This is a genomic window from Pseudomonas sp. 14P5.3.2 (assembly GCF_057799175.1).
Genome location: NZ_JBYOKU010000023.1, coordinates 45,209 through 64,389 on the forward strand (window position 1 = coordinate 45,209; position 19,181 = coordinate 64,389).

The 19,181-nt window shown below is 61.6% G+C and carries 17 protein-coding genes; 9 read left to right on the top strand and 8 right to left on the bottom strand.

Going from position 1 to position 19,181, the window contains the following annotated elements; translation table 11 throughout:
• Window positions 1-149 precede the first annotated feature (149 nt).
• The gene (locus tag AC27VU_RS18745; protein ID WP_488724635.1) at window positions 150-1,544 is read right to left on the bottom strand and encodes a COG3014 family protein; all 1,395 of its coding nucleotides are present in this window, start codon (window positions 1,542-1,544) and stop codon (window positions 150-152) included.
• A gap of 192 nt (window positions 1,545-1,736) precedes the next feature.
• On the opposite strand from AC27VU_RS18745, the gene AC27VU_RS18750 reads away from it, so the two are divergent.
• The 3 genes from AC27VU_RS18750 (at window position 1,737) to AC27VU_RS18760 (ending at window position 5,187) form a co-directional block, all read left to right on the top strand.
• Complete coding sequence (locus AC27VU_RS18750; protein ID WP_488724636.1) at window positions 1,737-2,636, top strand: LysR family transcriptional regulator; 900 nt, start codon at window positions 1,737-1,739, stop codon at window positions 2,634-2,636.
• Between the two features lie 86 nt (window positions 2,637-2,722).
• Window positions 2,723-4,621 (top strand): FTR1 family protein, encoded by a 1,899-nt coding sequence (locus AC27VU_RS18755; RefSeq protein ID WP_488724637.1) that lies wholly within the window; start codon window positions 2,723-2,725, stop codon window positions 4,619-4,621.
• A gap of 110 nt (window positions 4,622-4,731) precedes the next feature.
• On the top strand, window positions 4,732-5,187 hold the full coding sequence (locus tag AC27VU_RS18760; protein ID WP_103483661.1) for a YaiI/YqxD family protein: 456 nt from the start codon (window positions 4,732-4,734) through the stop codon (window positions 5,185-5,187).
• 130 nt (window positions 5,188-5,317) lie between these two features.
• Here AC27VU_RS18760 and elbB read toward each other — a convergent pair whose 3' ends face one another.
• On the bottom strand, window positions 5,318-5,986 hold the full coding sequence (gene elbB, locus AC27VU_RS18765; RefSeq protein WP_201136275.1) for an isoprenoid biosynthesis glyoxalase ElbB: 669 nt from the start codon (window positions 5,984-5,986) through the stop codon (window positions 5,318-5,320).
• Between the two features lie 114 nt (window positions 5,987-6,100).
• On the opposite strand from elbB, the gene AC27VU_RS18770 reads away from it, so the two are divergent.
• Window positions 6,101-7,336, top strand: a complete 1,236-nt coding sequence (locus AC27VU_RS18770; protein ID WP_488724638.1) for a sterol desaturase family protein — start codon at window positions 6,101-6,103, stop codon at window positions 7,334-7,336.
• Here the strand turns inward: AC27VU_RS18770 and AC27VU_RS18775 are convergent.
• Window positions 7,317-7,967 (bottom strand): DedA family protein, encoded by a 651-nt coding sequence (locus AC27VU_RS18775; protein ID WP_003229351.1) that lies wholly within the window; start codon window positions 7,965-7,967, stop codon window positions 7,317-7,319. The genes AC27VU_RS18770 and AC27VU_RS18775 overlap by 20 nt on opposite strands.
• Before the next feature lie 207 nt (window positions 7,968-8,174).
• Here AC27VU_RS18775 and hemB point away from each other — a divergent pair, with 207 nt between their 5' ends.
• Window positions 8,175-9,188: a porphobilinogen synthase gene (hemB, locus tag AC27VU_RS18780; RefSeq protein WP_003229349.1), complete on the top strand. Its 1,014-nt coding sequence runs from the start codon at window positions 8,175-8,177 to the stop codon at window positions 9,186-9,188.
• A gap of 18 nt (window positions 9,189-9,206) precedes the next feature.
• Entirely contained in the window at window positions 9,207-11,432 is a 2,226-nt protein-coding gene (gene ppk1 / locus AC27VU_RS18785; RefSeq protein WP_003229347.1) for a polyphosphate kinase 1, read from the top strand.
• A 170-nt stretch (window positions 11,433-11,602) separates the two neighbouring features.
• On the opposite strand, the gene ppx is transcribed toward ppk1, so the two are convergent.
• From ppx to AC27VU_RS18810, 5 genes are all read right to left on the bottom strand, one after another.
• The gene (gene ppx / locus AC27VU_RS18790; protein ID WP_003229345.1) at window positions 11,603-13,105 is read right to left on the bottom strand and encodes an exopolyphosphatase; all 1,503 of its coding nucleotides are present in this window, start codon (window positions 13,103-13,105) and stop codon (window positions 11,603-11,605) included.
• Between the two features lie 235 nt (window positions 13,106-13,340).
• Window positions 13,341-14,078: an amino acid ABC transporter ATP-binding protein gene (locus tag AC27VU_RS18795; protein ID WP_488724639.1), complete on the bottom strand. Its 738-nt coding sequence runs from the start codon at window positions 14,076-14,078 to the stop codon at window positions 13,341-13,343.
• Window positions 14,065-14,715, bottom strand: coding sequence for an amino acid ABC transporter permease (locus AC27VU_RS18800; RefSeq protein ID WP_103483656.1), 651 nt, complete (start codon window positions 14,713-14,715; stop codon window positions 14,065-14,067). Before AC27VU_RS18800 ends, AC27VU_RS18795 begins: the two co-directional genes overlap by 14 nt.
• Window positions 14,712-15,380, bottom strand: coding sequence for an amino acid ABC transporter permease (locus tag AC27VU_RS18805; protein WP_488724640.1), 669 nt, complete (start codon window positions 15,378-15,380; stop codon window positions 14,712-14,714). Before AC27VU_RS18805 ends, AC27VU_RS18800 begins: the two co-directional genes overlap by 4 nt.
• A gap of 22 nt (window positions 15,381-15,402) precedes the next feature.
• Window positions 15,403-16,188 (bottom strand): transporter substrate-binding domain-containing protein, encoded by a 786-nt coding sequence (locus tag AC27VU_RS18810; protein ID WP_488724641.1) that lies wholly within the window; start codon window positions 16,186-16,188, stop codon window positions 15,403-15,405.
• Between the two features lie 256 nt (window positions 16,189-16,444).
• Between AC27VU_RS18810 and AC27VU_RS18815 the strand changes: the two genes are divergently transcribed.
• The 3 genes from AC27VU_RS18815 to rho all read left to right on the top strand — a co-directional run bounded on the left by AC27VU_RS18815 (window position 16,445) and on the right by rho (window position 19,109).
• Window positions 16,445-17,152: a FadR/GntR family transcriptional regulator gene (locus AC27VU_RS18815; RefSeq protein WP_473018409.1), complete on the top strand. Its 708-nt coding sequence runs from the start codon at window positions 16,445-16,447 to the stop codon at window positions 17,150-17,152.
• 120 nt (window positions 17,153-17,272) lie between these two features.
• Window positions 17,273-17,602, top strand: a complete 330-nt coding sequence (trxA, locus tag AC27VU_RS18820; protein WP_003206727.1) for a thioredoxin TrxA — start codon at window positions 17,273-17,275, stop codon at window positions 17,600-17,602.
• A gap of 247 nt (window positions 17,603-17,849) precedes the next feature.
• Window positions 17,850-19,109 carry a transcription termination factor Rho gene (rho, locus tag AC27VU_RS18825; protein ID WP_003229334.1) on the top strand — a complete coding sequence of 420 codons (1,260 nt, stop codon included), beginning with the start codon at window positions 17,850-17,852 and terminating at the stop codon, window positions 19,107-19,109.
• The last annotated feature ends 72 nt before the right edge of the window (window positions 19,110-19,181 follow it).

Genomic DNA, 19,181 nt, shown 5'->3' on the forward strand with positions numbered 1-19,181 from the left:
CATCGACAGTGGCGCTGGCCTCCTGCCAATTCCTCATAACCAGAGGAGCTTTTATGCCGCGTCGCTATAGCGCGGGCGCGGCATTATAAGCGGGCGATGCTGGCCATGTAATAGCTTTTTAATCGCACTTGTTAGTTTGGTGCCATTACTTATTTCACGGCGGATACGCGATTTCCCACCGACGTTGCAGGTTGAAAAGCGCTGCCGTTTGCGTAAATCCGCTCACCCAGCACGCGCAGGCCGATCATCTGGCGATTCTGGTCGATGCGGATGTTCAGTGGAGCGCCTGAAGTGTTCGGCAGGCTGATCTGGTGCTCGCCCTTTTTCAGACGCAGGCGCACGACCTGTGTCAGGTTGGGCAGGGTGCGCCAGGTGCGGGTGTCGGCCTGCTCGAAACCATCCCACTGGGTGACGTAGGAGGCCTTGGCCGGATTGCGGCGATTGTCGGTACCTTGAACGTCCGCCGCGAGGAACGCCCGGTAGGTGGTGCGCTGGATAATCCCGGGCATGTCGTCACGCAGTGTGCGCAAAGACATATCGGTGATGCTGTTGACCGCGATCAGCTTTTTCTCGCGACCGTCGATGCGGACCTGATTGAACGGCGCGGTGGAGTTATCCGGCACCATTACCGGGAAGGAAATGTTGGCGACGATCACCTGACCGTCCTTGAGCTGCACCGGATACGGTACGCGCACCGAGCTGCGGGCCGGTGCCAGACCACTTTGCACGATGATCAGCACATCGCTTTCGTCGGCCTTGAGTCCGGGGCTGTCGAGGTCGCGCAGTGCCTGTTGGAAAAACGGCATGTCCGGGCGCAGCTCGATGGCCTGACGATAACCGGGCGCCGCCAGGTCTTTTTCGCCGAGCGCCTCATAGGTGAAGCCGGCGAGGTAGTGACTGAACGCGCTCTGGTAACCGTTTTTCAGGGCAATCACTGCCGGGGATTCGAGCATCACCACCGGATAACCCTGCAGGTCCTTGTAGTGCACGCGCGCGCCCTGGGCCTTGGCCGCATCTTCGATACGTTCGTATTCCAGCTCCCGCTGCCGGGCGATCAGCGCTTCGCGTTCGTGGGTTTTCTTGATGTCGGCACGGGCCCCGTCGAAGTCATTCAGCGCCAATTGGTTGAGGGCCATTTGCGTGGTCAGCATGACTTTTTCATAGTCGTAGCCATCGTAGCGCCGCAGCTTGTCATTGATGATGCCGCCCCAGTGATCGCCCATCGCCGCGAGCAACTTGTCACCGGTGGTCTCGATCGTGTCCTGGCGCTCGATGATCATCTGCTCGGCGCTGCGCCAGGTTGTCTGGCTCTGCGGCAGCGCGCCGCCGGCGCTGAGGACGGCGCCCTTTTCGAAGTAGTAGAGCAGGTCTTTTTCCGGATCCGGGTTGTGCGCTTCGATCAGCGCCAGGGCGCCGTCGATATTGCCGGCCTTGAACTGGTCGGTGGTCTGTTGCAGTTCCAGGTCGTAGTTGCGATATGCGGCGCATCCGCTCAGTTGCACAACAGCGGTGATCAACAGGGGCAGCAGCAAGCGGTGGCGCATGAGGGGGTTCATCCTTGAGCGGGAAATGCGACGAGGTGGCGCATTATAGGCGGCAATAGTGGCCAAGTGATGCGTGGTTTTTGTTTGCTGATTGCACAGATCATTCGGATCACGCGGCGGATTTACCGGTGGGATGGATGCGGGGTTTGGGCTAGCCTTGCTGGCCTGATGCTTAACCATTGCGGGACTTCAATGAATCAACTGCAAGCCATGCGCGCGTTTCGTTGCATCGTCGAGTGTCGCGGGTTCAGCGCCGCTGCCGAGCGCCTCGACACCACTCACTCGACGATCTCCCGACAGTTGCAGCAGCTGGAAAGCGAACTCGGCACGCGGCTGATCAATCGCAACACTCGTGGGTTCAACCTGACCACGGCGGGGCAGCAGTATTACGCGGCGTGCGTGGACATTCTCGAACGCCTCGATCAAGCCGCGCTGGCGGTCGGTCAGGCCCATGAAAGCCCCAGCGGTGTGCTGCGCATCAGTGCACCGATGGTGATCGGTACGCTGGAACTGGCGAGCTGGCTGCCGGCATTCCAGCAGCGCTATCCCGAGATTGAGGTGGACCTGTCCTGCGATGACCGTTTCGTCGATCTGATCGCCGAGGGCTTCGATGTAGCCCTGCGCATCTGCGGGCCCCTGGCCGATTCATCCATGGTGGCGCGGTTGCTGACCGTCTCGGACATGTTGCTGGTGGCTTCGCCGGCTTACGTGGCACGCAATGGTCTGGTGCGTCTGGTGCGCGAACTCGCCGAGCATCAGTTGCTGGCGTTTGCCGGTGGCAGCGACTGGACGCTGACCGATGCGCGCGGGCTCACCAGCAGCGCGCGCGCACAGGGCCGCTTCAAGGCCGATTCGATCAGTGCGTTGCATGCTGCCGCGCTGGCCGGGGTCGGTATCGCCGCGTTCACCCGGGCCACGGTGCAGGAGGATCTGCTCAGTGGTCGGCTGGTGCAGATCCTGCCCAACTACAACCTGGGGCAGCGCCACTATTACGCGCTCTATCCGCATGCCCGGCATGTCGCGCTGAAGGTGCAGGTGTTCGTCGAATTCATGCTGGAGCATTACCGCAACACACCCGTCGCGCTGCGTTAAAACGCCACGAGACATCGACAGAGCTTGAGTGAAAAGCGTTCGAAGTGAACAATATGTAACTTCGCATTTCCATTTGAGACTCATTCATGACTGCCGCGTCCCGATTTCTGGCCTGGCTGGTGTTCCCGCTGTTGGCCCTGAGCAGTTCCAGCCTGCTGGCCGACACCGTGGAAGGCGCCCCGCAGGCGCTGCACCTGCTCGATTACATCAGCGCCGACTACCCGCCGACGGTCGAGGCGGGCAAGGTCGTCGACGACGGCGAGTACCGTGAGCAACTGGAATTCACCCAGGTGTTGCAGGGGTTGATCGGCGGCCTGCCGGCCAAACCGGAGAAAGCGGCGCTGGAGCAGGGCGTCGAGGCTTTGCATGCGGCTATCACCGCGAAGCAGGACGGCGCTGAAGTCGCGCGTCAGGCCCGGCAACTGGGGGCGCAACTGGCGGTGGCGTATGAAGTCAGCCAGGCGCCGATCATCACTCCCGATCCGACCCGCGGCGCGCCGCTGTACGCCCAGAACTGCTCGGTGTGCCACGGCGCCAGCGGTGCCGGCGACGGCCCGGCGGGCCTCGGCATGACGCCGCCGCCGGCCAATCTGCGCGATGCCGCACGCATCGATCACCTGAGCCTGTACGCGATCTACAGCACCCTCGGCCAAGGCGTCGAAGGCACGGACATGCCGGCGTTCGCCGATCAACTGGACGACCGTCAGCGTTGGGATCTGGCGACCTACATTGCCGGTTTCAGTGCCGACCCGGCCGCAGCCAAGTCCGACAAGACCTTCAACATCGCCGATCTGGCGCGCCAGACCCCGGCCGAGGTGCAGGCCGCCGAAGGCCCGCAAGCGGCGGCGACCTTCCGTGCTCAGCGCGCCCAGCCACCACAGGTCAAACGCGGCCCGGCGCAGTTGCTCGATTACACCGCCGCCACGCTGGACAAGAGCCTGACGGCGTATCGCGCCGGTGATCACGATCAGGCTTACGACCTGTCGGTGGCGGCGTATCTGGAAGGTTTCGAACTGGTCGAAAGCTCGCTGGATAACGTCGACGCCAACGTGCGCAAGGACACCGAAAAATCGCTGATGGCCTACCGTCAATCGTTGCAGGACGGCTTGCCGGTGGCGCAGGCCGAACAGCGTCTGGACGCGGCCAAGGGCAAATTGAAAGAGTCCGCCGAACTGCTCGGCAGCGATGGCCTGAGCTGGTCGCTGAGCTTCATTTCCGGCCTGCTGATTCTGCTGCGTGAAGGCCTCGAAGCGATTCTGGTGCTGGCGGCGATCCTCGCGTTCCTGCGCAATACCGGCCAGCAGTCGGCGGTGCGCAGCGTCAACATCGGTTGGGGCCTGGCGCTGCTCGCCGGGCTTGGTACCTGGGCGCTGGCGGCGTATGTGATCGACGTCAGCGGCTCGCAGCGTGAACTGCTTGAGGGCGCTACGGCGCTGTTCGCCAGCGTCATGGTGCTGTGGCTCGGCGTATGGATGCACGACCGGCGGCACGCGGCGGCCTGGCAGGATTACATCAAGCAGAGTCTGGTGGGCGGCGGCGGGCGTTTCGGCTTCGCGATCCTCGCGTTCTTCTCGGTGTACCGCGAGTTGTTCGAAGTGATCCTGTTCTACGAAACCCTGTGGCTACAGGCCGGCCCCGCCGGGCACGACGCGGTGCTGGTCGGTGGTGCGACGGCGCTGGTGCTGCTGATCGGTCTGGCCTGGGTGATCCTGCGTGGCTCGGCGAAACTGCCGCTGACGCTGTTCTTCAGCATCAACGCCGGTCTGCTCTGTGCGTTGTCGGTGGTGTTTGCCGGGCATGGTGTGAAAGCGCTGCAGGAAGCCGGGATCTTTGGCACGCGGCCAGTGGCGTTCTTTGAATTCGACTGGCTGGGGATTCACGCCGATGCCTATTCACTGACAGCGCAGGCCGTGGCGATTCTGGCGATTGTTGTGTTGTATGGGCGCAGCCGGATCGCCGAGAAGAAGCGGGTCACGACTGCCTGATCGAGTTATCGTTAAAAGATCGCAGCCTTCGGCAGCTCCTACAGGGGTTCGGTGTATACCTGTAGGAGCTGCCGCAGGCTGCGATCTTTTGCTTTTAAGAGGTTATCAAGATGCGTGTATGGATCGATGCCGACGCCTGCCCCCGGGCCGCCAAGGATCTGGTGGTGAAGTTCGCCCTGAAGCGCCAGTTCGAAGTGGTGCTGGTGGCCGGGCAGCCGCAGACCAAACCGGGGCTGGCCATCGTCAAACTGATCGTGGTGCCCAGCGGCCCGGATGCGGCGGACGATTATCTGGTCGAGCACGCCGTGCCCGGAGAGCTGGTGATCTGCAGCGATATTCCGCTGGCCGATCGTCTGGTCAAGAAAGGCGTGGCGGCGCTGGATCCGCGCGGCAAGGAGTTCGACGCACAGAACATGGGCGAGCGCCTGGCGGTGCGCAACCTGTTCACCGACCTGCGCGAACAGGGCCAGATCAGCGGCGGCCCGGCACCGTTCGGCGAGCGCGAGAAGCAGGCGTTTGCCAATGCGCTGGACCGCATCCTCACCCGGCTGATCCGCAAACCCTGAGCCAAACACAAACCCCATGTGGGAGCGGGCTTGCTCGCGAAGGCGTCGTATCAGACAACATTGATTGGAATGACACACCGCTTTCGCGAGCAAGCCCGCTCCCACATTTCGCTCTGCATGCAGTCAGAGATCAAACATCGTTCTCGTGGGTTAGTTCGAGCACCCGATCGACCAGTTTGTTGATCCCCGAAGCCGCTTCACTGATGTTCTGCGCCAGCATGTAAGCCGGGGTCGTCACCAGTTTGCGTGCCTTGTCTTCGATGATGTCGGTCACCGCGCAGTCTTCGTGGGTGGCGCCCATCTTGTTCATCGCGGTGGCGGTGTCGGTATCGTTGCCGATGGTGCAGGTCACGCCCGGGCCGTAGATCTTTGCCGCCAGTGCCGGCGAGATGCACATCAGGCCTACCGGTTTACCCGCTTCGGCAAACGCTTCGGCCAGTTCCAGCACTTGCGGCTGCACGCTGCAGCCGGCGCCTTCGACGGCGAAATTCGAGAGGTTCTTCGCCGCACCAAAACCGCCAGGCACGATCAGCGCGTCGAAGTCATCGACGTTGGCCTCGCGGATGTCCTTGATGTTGCCGCGGGCAATGCGCGCCGACTCCACCAGCACATTGCGCGTCTCGGGCATTTCTTCACCGGTCAGGTGATTGATTACATGCAATTGCGCGATGTTCGGGGCGAAGCATTGCACCTGCGCGCCACGTTGATCCAGGCGTAGCAGGGTGATGACGCTCTCGTGGATCTCGGCGCCGTCGTACACGCCGCTGCCGGACAGGATCACTGCAACTTTTTTGCTCATGGGTTTCTCTCCAGATTCATGGCGCTAAATGTCCACTAAATTGTCGCGCGTTGCCATAGGGGGAAAGGGCGGCTACACCTAGGATCTGTCCATAGAATCCGACCGGGGCGCGCCATGGACTTCATTCTGTATGCAGTGCCGTTTTTCTTCGTGCTGATGGCCGCCGAGCTGCTTGCCGATCGCTGGCGCGGGACCAGCCACTATCGCCTCGCGGACTCGGTCAACAGCCTCAGCGCCGGGGTGTTGTCGACCACCACCGGCCTGCTGACCAAGGGGGTTGGGCTGCTGACGTATGCGTTTGCCCTGGATCATCTGGCGCTGATCAGGTTGTCGGCCGACAGCCTCTGGGTCTGGATGTTTGCCTTCGTCTTCTATGACTTCTGCTATTACTGGCTGCACCGGTTGGGCCATGAGCGCAACATTCTCTGGGCCGCGCACTCGGTGCATCACCAGAGCGAGGAGTACAACCTCTCCACGGCGTTGCGCCAGACCAGTACCGGGTTTCTGCTGGGCTGGTTCTTCTATTTGCCGATGGCCGTGCTCGGCGTGCCGCTGCTGGTATTTGTCAGCGTCGCGGCGATGAATCTGCTGTATCAGTTCTGGGTGCACACCCGGCACATTCCCAAGCTCGGCTGGTTCGAGTGGTTCTTCGTTACGCCATCCAATCATCGGGCCCACCATGCACAGAACGCTCTCTACATGGATCGCAACTACGGCGGGGTGTTCATTCTTTGGGATCGGCTGTTCGGCACGTTCCAGGAAGAGGACGACAACGAGCCAGTGATATTCGGTGTGACCACGCCGCTGGCGAGCTGGAATCCGCTGTGGGCCAATGTGCAGTTTTATGCGCAGTTGTGGGACGACGCACGTCGCGCCGCAAGCCCGTGGGACAAGCTGCGAATCTGGTTCATGCGCACTGGCTGGCGTCCGGCGGACGTCGCGGCGAAGTACCCGCTGAACAAACCGGACCTGAGCCGTTTCCGCAAATTCGAAGTGCCGCTCGACAGTCGTCGAAAAAGCTACGTGGCGTTGCAGTTCTGCGTCTATATCGCGCTGGGCAGTTACCTGATGGGTCAGGCGCAGCAACTGCCGACCCCTGCGCTGCTGCTCGGTTGGGGCGCGGTCGCGTGGGGTTTGTTTGCGCTGGGGGTGGCCCTGGAGAATCGCCCGTGGGCGTTGAAGGTCGAGCTGCTGCGGCTGGGCTCGAACTTGCCGCTGGTGTGGCTGGCGCCGCTGCTCGGGCTATGGCCGGCCAGCCCGTTGGCCTGGGCTGGTCTGCTCGGTTACAGCCTGCTCAGCGGCATCGGGCTGTATGGCTGTCGCCAGCGCGTTACTCGGCTGGCGTCTTAGGTTCGGCGGGTTTGGTTTGCTCCGCTTGGAGCAGGTGCGCCGCTTTTGCGGCTTGCTCGTCGGCGTAAACCTGCTTGGCCAGACGCGCATTCTTGAAGCGGCGACGCAGCCACAGGCCGACACCCAGTACCAACAGCGCGCCGAGCACCCACAGTTCGTACTTCTTGATGCTGCCGAGCATGCCTTCGAGCACCGCGCCGAAGTGGTAGGCAGCGGCCGCGAGGGCGGTGGCCCAGATTGCCGCACCGATGCCGTTGAGCAGCAGATAACGTCCCGGCGGATACCCCGACAGACCAATCGCCACCGGCATCACCGTGCGCAGGCCATAAACGAAGCGGAAGCTCAGGACCCAGATGTCCGGGTGCTTGCGGATGTGTTCCAGCGCTCGGTCGCCCATCATCTGCCAGCGCGGTTTGCGCGCCAGCAATTTGCGCCCGTGCTTGCGCCCCAGGAAGTACCACAGCTGATCGCCGGCATAGCTGCCGAAGAACGCCACGACCACCACCAGGTTGATGTCCATGTATCCACGGAACGCGAGGAAGCCTGCGAGCACCAGGATGGTTTCGCCTTCGAAGAACGTGCCGAGGAACAAGGCAAAGTAGCCGAAGTCATGCAGAAATTGTTGGAGCATTGTCTGGGTGCTGGCGAAATGAACGCGCAGCCTAACCCTTCGGACACATTCAGGAAAGTGTCGAAATGTGTCTCGACGTGAACAATTCCTACGCTGACAATGGAATGCGGCTACATGTCACGGGGTGCGCACAACTGTAATCTGTTGGTCATAATGGCCGCTTATAACTGTCACGCTCGCCCGTTTGCGCGGGCTCAGGAGTCTGCCGTGAGCTTTACCCCTGCCAACCGTTTGTTCCCAGCCACGCGTTTGCGCCGCAACCGTCGTGATGATTTTTCACGCCGGCTGGTACGGGAAAACGTGCTGACGGTCGATGACCTGATCCTGCCGGTGTTCGTGCTTGAGGGTGAAAACCGTCGCGAAGCCGTGGCCTCGATGCCCGGTGTCGAACGTCTGACCATCGATCTGCTGCTTGAAGAGGCGGCGCAATGGGTCGAACTGGGGATCCCGGCGCTGGCGCTGTTCCCGGTCACGCCAACCGAATTGAAATCCCTCGACGCTGCCGAAGCCTGGAATCCGCAGGGCATTGCCCAGCGCGCCACCCGCGCCTTGCGTGAGCGTTTCCCGGAATTGGGAGTGATCACCGACGTCGCGCTCGATCCGTTCACCACCCACGGTCAGGACGGCATTCTCGACGAAGACGGCTACGTGCAGAACGACATCACCGTCGACGCACTGGTCAAACAGGCTTTGTCCCACGCCGAAGCCGGCGCTCAGGTCGTGGCCCCATCGGACATGATGGACGGTCGCATCCAGGCGATCCGCGAGGCGCTGGAGCTGGCCGGTCACGTCAACGTGCGGATCATGGCCTACTCGGCCAAGTACGCCAGCGCCTATTACGGGCCGTTCCGTGATGCGGTGGGATCGGCAGCGAATCTGGGCAAGGCCAACAAGGCCTCCTATCAGATGGACCCGGCCAACAGCGACGAAGCGCTGCACGAAGTCGGTGCGGACTTGTCTGAAGGCGCGGACATGGTCATGGTCAAACCCGGCATGCCGTACCTGGACATTCTTTTCCGGGTAAAAGATGCCTTCAAGGTGCCGACCTTCGTCTATCAGGTTAGCGGCGAATACGCCATGCACATGGCGGCGATCCAGAATGGCTGGTTGAGCGAGGCGGTGATTGTCGAATCACTGACCGCCTTTAAACGTGCCGGCGCTGATGGCATCCTGACTTACTTTGCTGTCCGTGCCGCTCAATTGTTACGAGAGCAGAAATAGCCCTCCCAGGAACATTCGATGAATACCGAAGGACTCACTGAAACTGCAGTAAAAGAAGCTCAACCGGTGGTGGAGCAAATCACCGAAACCCCGCCGGAACTGGAGCCTGCGCCACCCGCGCCGGTCACCGAACCCGTCGCGGCGGCGCCAGTGATTGCGATCCCGGGGCTGGATGACAGCAGCCTGTACATCCACCGCGAGCTCTCGCAACTGCAGTTCAACATCCGCGTGCTGGAACAGGCGCTGGACGAGTCCTATCCGTTGCTGGAGCGGCTGAAGTTCCTGCTGATCTTCTCCAGCAACCTCGACGAATTCTTCGAGATCCGCGTCGCCGGCCTGAAGAAACAGATCACCTTCGCCCGCGAACAGGCCGGTGCCGACGGTCTGCAACCGCATCAGGCGCTGGCGCGGATCAGCGAGCTGGTGCACGGTCACGTTGACCGCCAGTACGCGATTCTCAACGATATCCTGCTGCCGGAGCTGGAAAAGCATCAGGTGCGCTTCATCCGTCGCCGTCACTGGACGACCAAGATCAAGACCTGGGTGCGCCGTTATTTCCGCGACGAGATCGCACCGATCATCACCCCGATCGGCCTCGACCCGACGCACCCGTTCCCGTTGCTGGTGAACAAGAGCCTGAACTTCATCGTCGAACTGGAAGGCATCGACGCCTTCGGTCGCGATTCCGGTCTGGCGATCATCCCGGCACCGCGTCTGCTGCCACGGATCATCAAGGTTCCGGAGGAAGTCGGCGGCCCGGGCGACAACTATGTGTTCCTGTCGTCGATGATCCACGCCCACGCCGATGACCTGTTCCAGGGCATGAAGGTCAAGGGCTGCTATCAGTTCCGCCTGACCCGAAACGCCGACCTGGCGCTCGACTCCGAAGACGTCGAAGACCTGGCGCGCGCCCTGCGTGGCGAGCTGTTCTCGCGGCGCTACGGTGATGCGGTGCGTCTGGAAGTCGCCGACACCTGCCCGAAACACCTGTCGGACTATCTGCTCAAGCAGTTCAACCTGAGCGAGACCGAGCTGTATCAGGTCAACGGCCCGGTCAACCTGACCCGTCTGTTCAGCATCACCGGTCTGGACAGCCATCCGGAGCTGCAATACACGCCGTTCACCCCGCAGATCCCGAAACTGCTGCAGAACAGCGAGAACATTTTCAGCGTGGTGAGCAAACAGGACATTCTGTTGCTGCACCCGTTCGAGTCGTTCACCCCGGTGGTCGACCTGTTGCGCCAAGCCGCCAAAGATCCGCATGTATTGGCCGTGCGCCAGACCCTGTACCGTTCCGGCGCCAACTCGGAAATCGTCGATGCGCTAGTGGACGCCGCGCGTAACGGCAAGGAAGTGACCGCGGTGATCGAACTGCGCGCACGCTTCGACGAAGAGTCCAACCTGCAGCTGGCCAGCCGTCTGCAAGCGGCCGGTGCGGTGGTGATTTACGGCGTGGTCGGCTTCAAGACCCACGCCAAGATGATGCTGATCCTGCGTCGCGAGGCCGGCGAGATCGTGCGTTACGCGCACCTCGGCACCGGTAACTACCACGCCGGCAACGCCCGTCTGTACACCGACTACAGCCTGTTGACCTCCGATGACGCGCTTTGCGAAGACGTCGGCAAACTGTTCAGCCAGTTGATCGGCATGGGTAAAACCCTGCGCATGAAGAAGCTGCTGCATGCGCCGTTCACCCTGAAGAAGGGCATGCTCGACATGATTGCCCGGGAGACCCAGTTCGCCCTCGATGGCAAACCGGCGCACATCATTGCCAAGTTCAACTCGCTGACCGATCCGAAGATCATCCGCGCGCTGTACAAGGCCAGCCAGTCCGGCGTGCGCATCGATCTGGTGGTGCGTGGCATGTGCTGCCTGCGTCCGGGCATTGCCGGGGTTTCGCACAACATCCATGTGCGCTCGATCATCGGTCGCTTCCTCGAGCACACCCGGGTGTTCTACTTCCTCAACGGCGGCGAGGAGCAGATGTTCCTCTCCAGCGCCGACTGGATGGAGCGCAACCTCGACAAGCGCGTCGAGACTTGCTTCCCGGTGGAAGGCAAGAAGCTGCTGACCCGCGTCAAGAAAGAGCTGGAGCTGTACCTGACCGACAACACCCACAGCTGGAGCCTGCAGTCGGATGGCCGTTACATCCGCAACACGCCAACCGGCAACCAGAACCCGCGCAGTGCGCAGGCGACGTTGCTGGAGCGGCTGGGCAGCCCGATTCTGCCGGTGAGCAGCTAAGCCGCAAGCGCAATAAAAAAGGCGATCCCTCGGGATCGCCTTTTTTGTACCTGTCGTTCACCCACCTGTGGCGAGGGAGCTTGCTCCCGCTGGACTGCGCAGCAGGCCCACGCTTTAAAAGAAAGGGCCGCTTCGCGCCCCAGCGGGAGCAAGCTCCCTCACCACGAGGATCAGTGCACGGTGAGGACGATGCCAACCCGCGTCAGCCAGTCGGCTTCGAGACCAAAGTCGGCCTGAGTCAGCTGATTCTCATCCAGCCAATTCTCCGGGAACTCCACGTCGAGGTTGTCGCCCTTGGCATGCAGCGTCACTTGCGGCATCGCCTGGGTGCCACGGATGTGGTGGAACAGGATCGCGAAGCGCAGCAGCACACAGAGGCGGATCAGCTTGTCGCCGTCGTCACCGAACTCGGCGAACTTGTCCTTGGGGATGTTGCGGCGATGGCCGCGCACCAGCAGCGCGAGCATTTGCTGGTCTTCTCGGGAGAACCCGGCCAGATCCGAGTGCTCGATCAGGTAGGCGCCGTGCTTGTGGTAGTGATAGTGCGCGATGTCGAGGCCGACTTCGTGGACTTTCGCCGCCCAGCCCAGCAGTTCACGCCAGATGCCGTCGTCCAGTTCCCAGTCTTTGGCGACCTGATCGAAAGCGTGCAGGGCTTTGCGTTCTACCCGCGCGGCCTGTTCCAGGTCGACGTGGTAACGCTCCATCAGCGAAGTCAGGGTGCGTTCGCGCACGTCTTCGTGGTGATGGCGGCCGAGCAAGTCGTAGAGCACGCCTTCACGCAGCGCGCCTTCGCAGTGATCCATGCGTTGCAGTTCGAGGGCATCGAAGATCGCTTCGAGAATTGCCAGACCTGCGGGGAAGATCGCCCGGCGGTCAGGCTTGATGCCTTCGAAGTCGATCTTGTCGACATCACCCAGTTTGAACAGTCGGCGCTTGAGCCACGCCAGGCCTTCGGCATTCACTTCGCCGGTGCCATGCCCGCCGGCCTTCAGCGCCAGACCGATGGCGCGGATGGTGCCCGAGGAGCCGATGGCTTCATCCCAGGTCAGGCGGTGCAGGGCGTGTTCGATGCTCATGATCTCCAGCCGCGCCGCGGTGTACGCCTGGGCGTAACGGGCCGGGGTGATCTTGCCGTCCTTGAAGTAGCGCTGGGTGAAGCTGACGCAGCCCATTTGCAGGCTTTCGCGCAGCAGCGGTTCAAAACGCTGCCCGATGATGAATTCGGTACTGCCGCCGCCGATGTCGGCCACCAGGCGCTTGCCCGGGGTGTCGGCGAGGGTGTGCGAAACGCCCAGATAAATCAGCCGCGCTTCTTCACGGCCGGAGATGACTTCCACCGGGTGACCGAGGATTTCTTCGGCGCGGTGGATGAATTCCAGGCGATTGCGCGCTTCGCGCAAGGCGTTGGTGCCGACGATCCGCACGGCGCCCAGCGGCATGCCGTTGATCAGTTGGGCAAAGCGTTTGAGGCAGTCGAGGCCACGCTGCATCGATTCTTCGTTGAGATGGCGCTCATCGTCGATACCGGCGGCGAGCTGCACTTTCTCTCCGAGGCGCTCCAGGATACGGATTTCACCGTTCTGGGCCTTGGCCACGACCATGTGGAAGCTGTTGGAGCCCAGGTCGATTGCGGCGATCAGGGACAGATTCTTGGCTTTGGATTGCGGCATGGTCTGGGGGTCTCGGTCGATAACCCCGCCATCGTGCCACGATCAAACGCTGGCGCCAACGCGCATGGCTCAAACCGTTGATCCTGCGCATAAAAGCTTGAGACCGCGGCGCGGCCATTCGCGAGCAAGCCCGCTCCCACAGGTTTTTGTGTCGAACACACAATCATGTTCCGCCGCAGAACCCTGTGGGAGCGGGCTTGCCCGCGAAGGGGCCGCTAAAGTCCCTGAATAACCTTCAGGCTGTCGCTTCCACGGTGCCAATGAAGTTCGCCAGCTCCGCCGTCTGCGGATGGGCGAACAACACCTGCGGATCCCCCACTTCATGCACCTTGCCATGGTGCATGAACACCAGTTTGTCGCCGACCTCGCGGGCAAAGCGCATTTCGTGGGTGACCATGATCAGCGTCATGCCTTCCTTGGCCAGTTGGCGCACCACAGCGAGCACTTCGTTGACCAGTTCCGGGTCCAGCGCCGAGGTGATTTCGTCGCACAGCAACACTTTCGGCGACATCGCCAGTGCCCGGGCAATCGCCACGCGCTGTTGCTGACCACCGGACAAGCGATCCGGGAAGGCGTCGAATTTCTCTCCAAGGCCCACGCGCTCGAGCATCTTGCGCGCCAGCTCCGCAGCCTTGGCCTTCGGTACTTTCTGCACCACCTGCGGCGCGAGCATCACGTTTTCGCCGACGGTCAGGTGCGGGAACAGGTTGAACTGCTGAAACACCATGCCGACTTTCTGCCGCAGGCTGCGCAGGTCGGCGCGGGCGGCGTCGAGGTATTCGCCGTCGACTTCGATCACCCCGTCGTTGATCGACTCCAGGCCATTGAGGGTGCGCAGCAGGGTGGATTTGCCCGAGCCGCTGCGGCCGATGATTGCCACCACCTGGCCTTCCTCGACACTCAGGTCGATGCCTTTGAGCACGTGGTGATCGCCGTAGTATTTATGCAGGGCGGAAATTCTAAGCAGAGGCATGCAGTCTCCTTTCCAGGTAGCGCGCACTGAGCGACAAGGGGTAGCAGAGCAGGAAGTAGCCGAGGGCGACGAGGCCATAGACCATGAACGGTTCGAAGGTGGCGTTGGCGAGCATGCCGCCGGTCTTGGTCAGCTCGGTGAAACCGATGATCGAGGTCACCGCAGTGCCTTTGACCACTTGCACCGAGAAGCCCACGGTCGGCGCCACGGCGATGCGCAGCGCCTGCGGCAGGATCACGTAGCGCAACTGCTCCAGTGGATTCAGCGCCAGGCTCGACGAGGCTTCCCACTGACCATTGGGAATCGCTTCGACGCAGCCGCGCCAGATCTCCGCCAGGTACGCACTGGTAAACAGCGTCAAGGCAATCGCCGCGGCCATCCACGGCGAGATTTCGATCCCGGCCAGCGCCACGCCGAAGAACACCAGAAACAGTTGCATCAGCAACGGTGTGCCCTGGAACAGCTCGATCCAGGTGCGGGCAATGTTGCTCGGCAAGCGGTTTTTCGAAATGCGCATCACCAGAATCAGCAGCCCGACGAGCCCTCCACCGATGAACGCCACCAGCGACAGCGCCAGCGTCCATTGCAGGCCGGTGAGCAGGTTGCGCAGGATGTCCCAGAAGGTGAAGTCGCTCATCGGCTGCTCCTCGCGATATAGCGGCGACCGACCCAGTTCAGCAGTTGGCGTATCAGCAGCGCCATGCACAGGTAGATCAGCGTGGTCAGCGCGTAGGTTTCAAAGGCGCGGAAATTGCGCGACTGAATGAAGTTGGCGGCGAAGCTCAGCTCCTCGGTGGCGATTTGCGAACACACCGCCGAGCCGAGCATGACGATGATGATCTGGCTGCTCAGGGCCGGCCAGACCTTGCCCAGCGCCGGCAGCAGGATCACGTGACGGAACGCCTCGAAACGGCTCATCGCCAGTGCGGCGGCGGCCTCCAGTTGTCCGCGCGGAATCGCCTGGATGCCGGCGCGGATGATCTCGGTCGAATACGCGCCGAGGTTGATCACCATCGCCAGCACCGCCGCCTGCCACTCGGAAATCTGCACCCCGAGCGAGGGCAGGCCGAAGAAGATGAAGAACAGTTGCACCAGAAACGGCGTGTTGCGGATCAACTCGACGTAGACGCCGAAGATTGCCGAGAACGGGCGGATGTTCCACGCCCGCACCAGCGCGCCGACAATGCCCACGCCGACCCCGCACAGCGCGCCAATGGCCGTCAGTTCCAGGGTGAACAGTGCGCCGCGCAGCAACAGATCGGTGTTTTGCAGCACCGGCATGAAATCGAACTGATAAGCCATCAATTGTCTCCCGCGCGATCGATCAGAGATCGGCCGGCAGCGGCTCTTTGAGCCAGGTCTGCGAGTTTTTCTCCAGCGCGCCGTCAGCCTTGGCGGTGGCGAGGATCTCGTTGACCTTGCCCAGCAGCGCCGGCTCGTTCTTGTTCACGCCAACGTAGACCGGCGAATCCTTGAGCTTCACTTTCAGCGCCGGTACGCGTTTCGGGTTCTTCTCGCTGATGGCGACCATCACCACGTTGCCGCTGGCGATCAGGTCGACTTGCCCGGCGAGGTAGGCGGCGATGGTCGAGTTGTTATCTTCGAAGCGCTTGATGGTCACGCCTTCGGGGGCGACCTTGGTCAGCTCAATGTCTTCGATGGCGCCACGAGTGACGCTGATGGTCTTGCCTTTGAGGTCGTCGAGGCTGCTGATGGCCGCGTCCGGCGGGCCGAACACGGCGAGGTAGAACGGCGCGTAGGCGTTGGAGAAGTCGATGACTTTCTCGCGCTCCGGGTTCTTGCCCAGGCTGGAGATCACCAGGTCGACCTTGCCGGTGGTCAGGAACGGGATGCGGTTGGTGCTGTTGACCGGGGTCAGTTCAAGTTTGACCTTGAGTTGGTCGGCCAGCAGCTTTGCCGTGTCGATGTCCAGGCCACGGGGTTTCATGTCCGGGCCGACCGAGCCGAATGGCGGGAAGTCCTGGGGCACCGCGACTTTCAGCGTGCCGCGTTTGACCACGTCGTCCAGACCGTCGGCGTGAGCGGGGACCTGGCTCAGCAGCAGGCTGGCAAACAGGGCGGTGAGGAGGGCGCTGTAACGCAGGCTCATGGCAAATCTCCGGATCGGCGGGAAGTGTTTTCTGCGATCGGACAGAGCACGCGCCGTGCCAATACCCGGATTTATCTCCGGCAGGCCGCGGGTTTGCCGGGTTTGTTCGGTCTTACTGGTCTGAACAGTCAGGTGGTTTTTCGCACCTCGATAGCGCATCGACAGCGGACGCCGAACCCCGCTGGGGCACGACTTGCCGGATCCGGCGAATAGCTTTACAACTAGCCGCACCTTGGCCTGGCTCGTCTGAAAAACCATGAACTCGATCTCCCGTGCGGTACCCGAAGTGGCGCTGCAAGCGATCCGCAAACTGATCACCGAACAGGGTTTCGGCGTGGGCGATGCGTTGCCGTCGCAACGGGACCTGGCGGTGCAACTGGGGGTCAGCCGCGCATCGTTGCGCGAGGCGCTGTCGTCGCTCAGTGCGCTGGGGGTGATCAGCATCCAGCCGGGCAAAGGCGTGTTCGTGCAGGCGCCGGTGGAGCTTGGGCACGGTGAAAATGCCCCGGGCTGGCCGTTTGCGGCGCAGGCTTCGCCGCTGGATATCTTTCAGTTGCGCTATGCACTGGAGGGTTTTGCCGCCGGGTTGGCGGCGGTGACCTTGAGCACGTTCGATCTGGATGCGCTGGAGGACAACGTCGCGGCGATGCGCGAGCAATTGAAGGCTGGGGACTTCGAGGCCGCGGCGAAACTCGACTTCGAATTCCACCGACGCATTCTGCTGGCCAGCGGCAATCAGGCGATGCTGAGCATCCTCACCGCCAGCGCCGAAATCTTTCTCGAGAGTCAGAAACTACCGTTCATCCGCGCCGAACGGGCGATGGAAACCTGGCAGGAGCACCGCAAGATCCTTCGTGCCCTGGCCCGCCGGGCGTCTGCCGCCGCCCAGAAAGCCATGCAGGAGCATGTGCGCAACGCGGCACTGCGCACCGGGATCGCCTTCATCGCCCCCGCCACCGCGTGACTTGAGCTATACCCAGACTCATGGGGCGCCATAGCAAGACTCAATCATCTGCGGCTTCCTGAACAAGGGAAGGGCGGATATGATGGGCCACGTTTTTTTGCTTACAACCTGGAGAATTCCATGAGCAGCGATCTTATCAAACACGTTAGCGACGCCAGCTTCGAAGCCGACGTACTCAAGGCCGAAGGCGCTGTACTGGTCGACTACTGGGCTGAATGGTGCGGCCCTTGCAAAATGATCGCTCCGGTTCTGGACGAGATTGCCGAGACTTACAAAGGCAAGCTGACCGTCGCCAAACTGAACATCGACGAAAACCAGGAAACCCCGGCCAAGCACGGCGTGCGTGGTATCCCGACGCTGATGCTGTTCAAGAACGGCAACGTTGAAGCGACCAAGGTCGGTGCGCTGTCGAAGTCGCAACTGGCTGCTTTCCTCGACGCCAACATCTAAGCGTCGCTGCAAAGTGCCCCGAAAAAGCCCCGCAAATTGCGGGGCTTTTTGCGTATTCAGGGCTAGACGCTCCGAAATTCAGGTGGTACATTCGGCCCCGCACTGGTTTCTCCACTGCCCCCTGCTAGCCGTCGCCGACGCACTCCTTTTCGAACAAGTTCGCGATCCTGTCGCCTTCTCCGCGGCGCGGCCTCATTAAGCCAAAAGCTTAATTTCCCCCCTCCATAAATGATTACGTCATTCCTATATGAATCTGACTGAACTCAAGCAAAAGCCGATTACCGAACTGCTCGAATTGGCCGAACAGATGGGCATAGAAAATATGGCCCGTTCGCGCAAGCAGGACGTGATTTTCTCCCTGCTGAAAAAGCACGCGAAAAGCGGCGAGGAAATCTCCGGTGATGGCGTGCTGGAGATTCTCCAGGACGGCTTCGGCTTCCTGCGCTCCGCTGACGCTTCCTACCTCGCCGGCCCGGACGATATCTACGTCTCGCCGAGCCAGATCCGTCGTTTCAACTTGCGCACCGGTGACACCATCGTTGGCAAGATCCGCCCTCCAAAGGAAGGCGAGCGTTACTTCGCTCTGCTCAAGGTCGACACGATCAACTTCGATCGTCCGGAGAACGCGAAGAACAAGATTCTCTTCGAGAACCTGACCCCGCTGTTCCCGACCGTGCGCATGAAGATGGAAGCCGGTAACGGTTCCACCGAAGACCTGACCGGTCGTGTGATCGACCTGTGCGCCCCGATCGGCAAAGGCCAGCGTGGTCTGATCGTTGCACCGCCGAAAGCCGGTAAAACGATCATGCTGCAGAACATCGCCGCGAACATCGCCCGTAACAATCCTGAAGTTCACCTGATCGTGCTGTTGATCGACGAACGTCCGGAAGAAGTGACCGAAATGCAGCGCACCGTGCGCGGCGAAGTGGTTGCCTCGACCTTCGACGAGCCGCCGACCCGTCACGTGCAGGTTGCCGAAATGGTGATCGAGAAGGCCAAGCGCCTGGTCGAACACAAGAAGGACGTGGTGATCCTGCTCGACTCCATCACCCGTCTGGCCCGTGCCTACAACACCGTGATCCCGAGCTCCGGCAAGGTGCTGACCGGTGGTGTTGACGCCCACGCCCTGGAGAAACCGAAGCGTTTCTTCGGTGCTGCGCGCAACATCGAAGAAGGCGGCTCGCTGACCATTATCGCCACCGCGCTGGTTGAAACCGGCTCGAAGATGGACGAAGTGATCTACGAAGAGTTCAAGGGTACCGGCAACATGGAACTGCCGCTGGACCGCAAGATTGCGGAAAAGCGCGTCTTCCCGGCCATCAACATCAACCGTTCCGGCACCCGCCGCGAAGAGTTGCTGACCGCCGACGACGAACTGCAGCGCATGTGGATCCTGCGCAAGCTGCTGCACCCGATGGACGAAGTGGCTGCCATCGAGTTCCTGGTCGACAAGCTGAAAACGACCAAGACCAACGACGAGTTCTTCCTGTCGATGAAGCGCAAGTAACATCGCCGTTTGAACCGATAAAAAGGCGTCCCCTCGGGGGCGCCTTTTTTTTGCATGAAATTTGATCCGGCA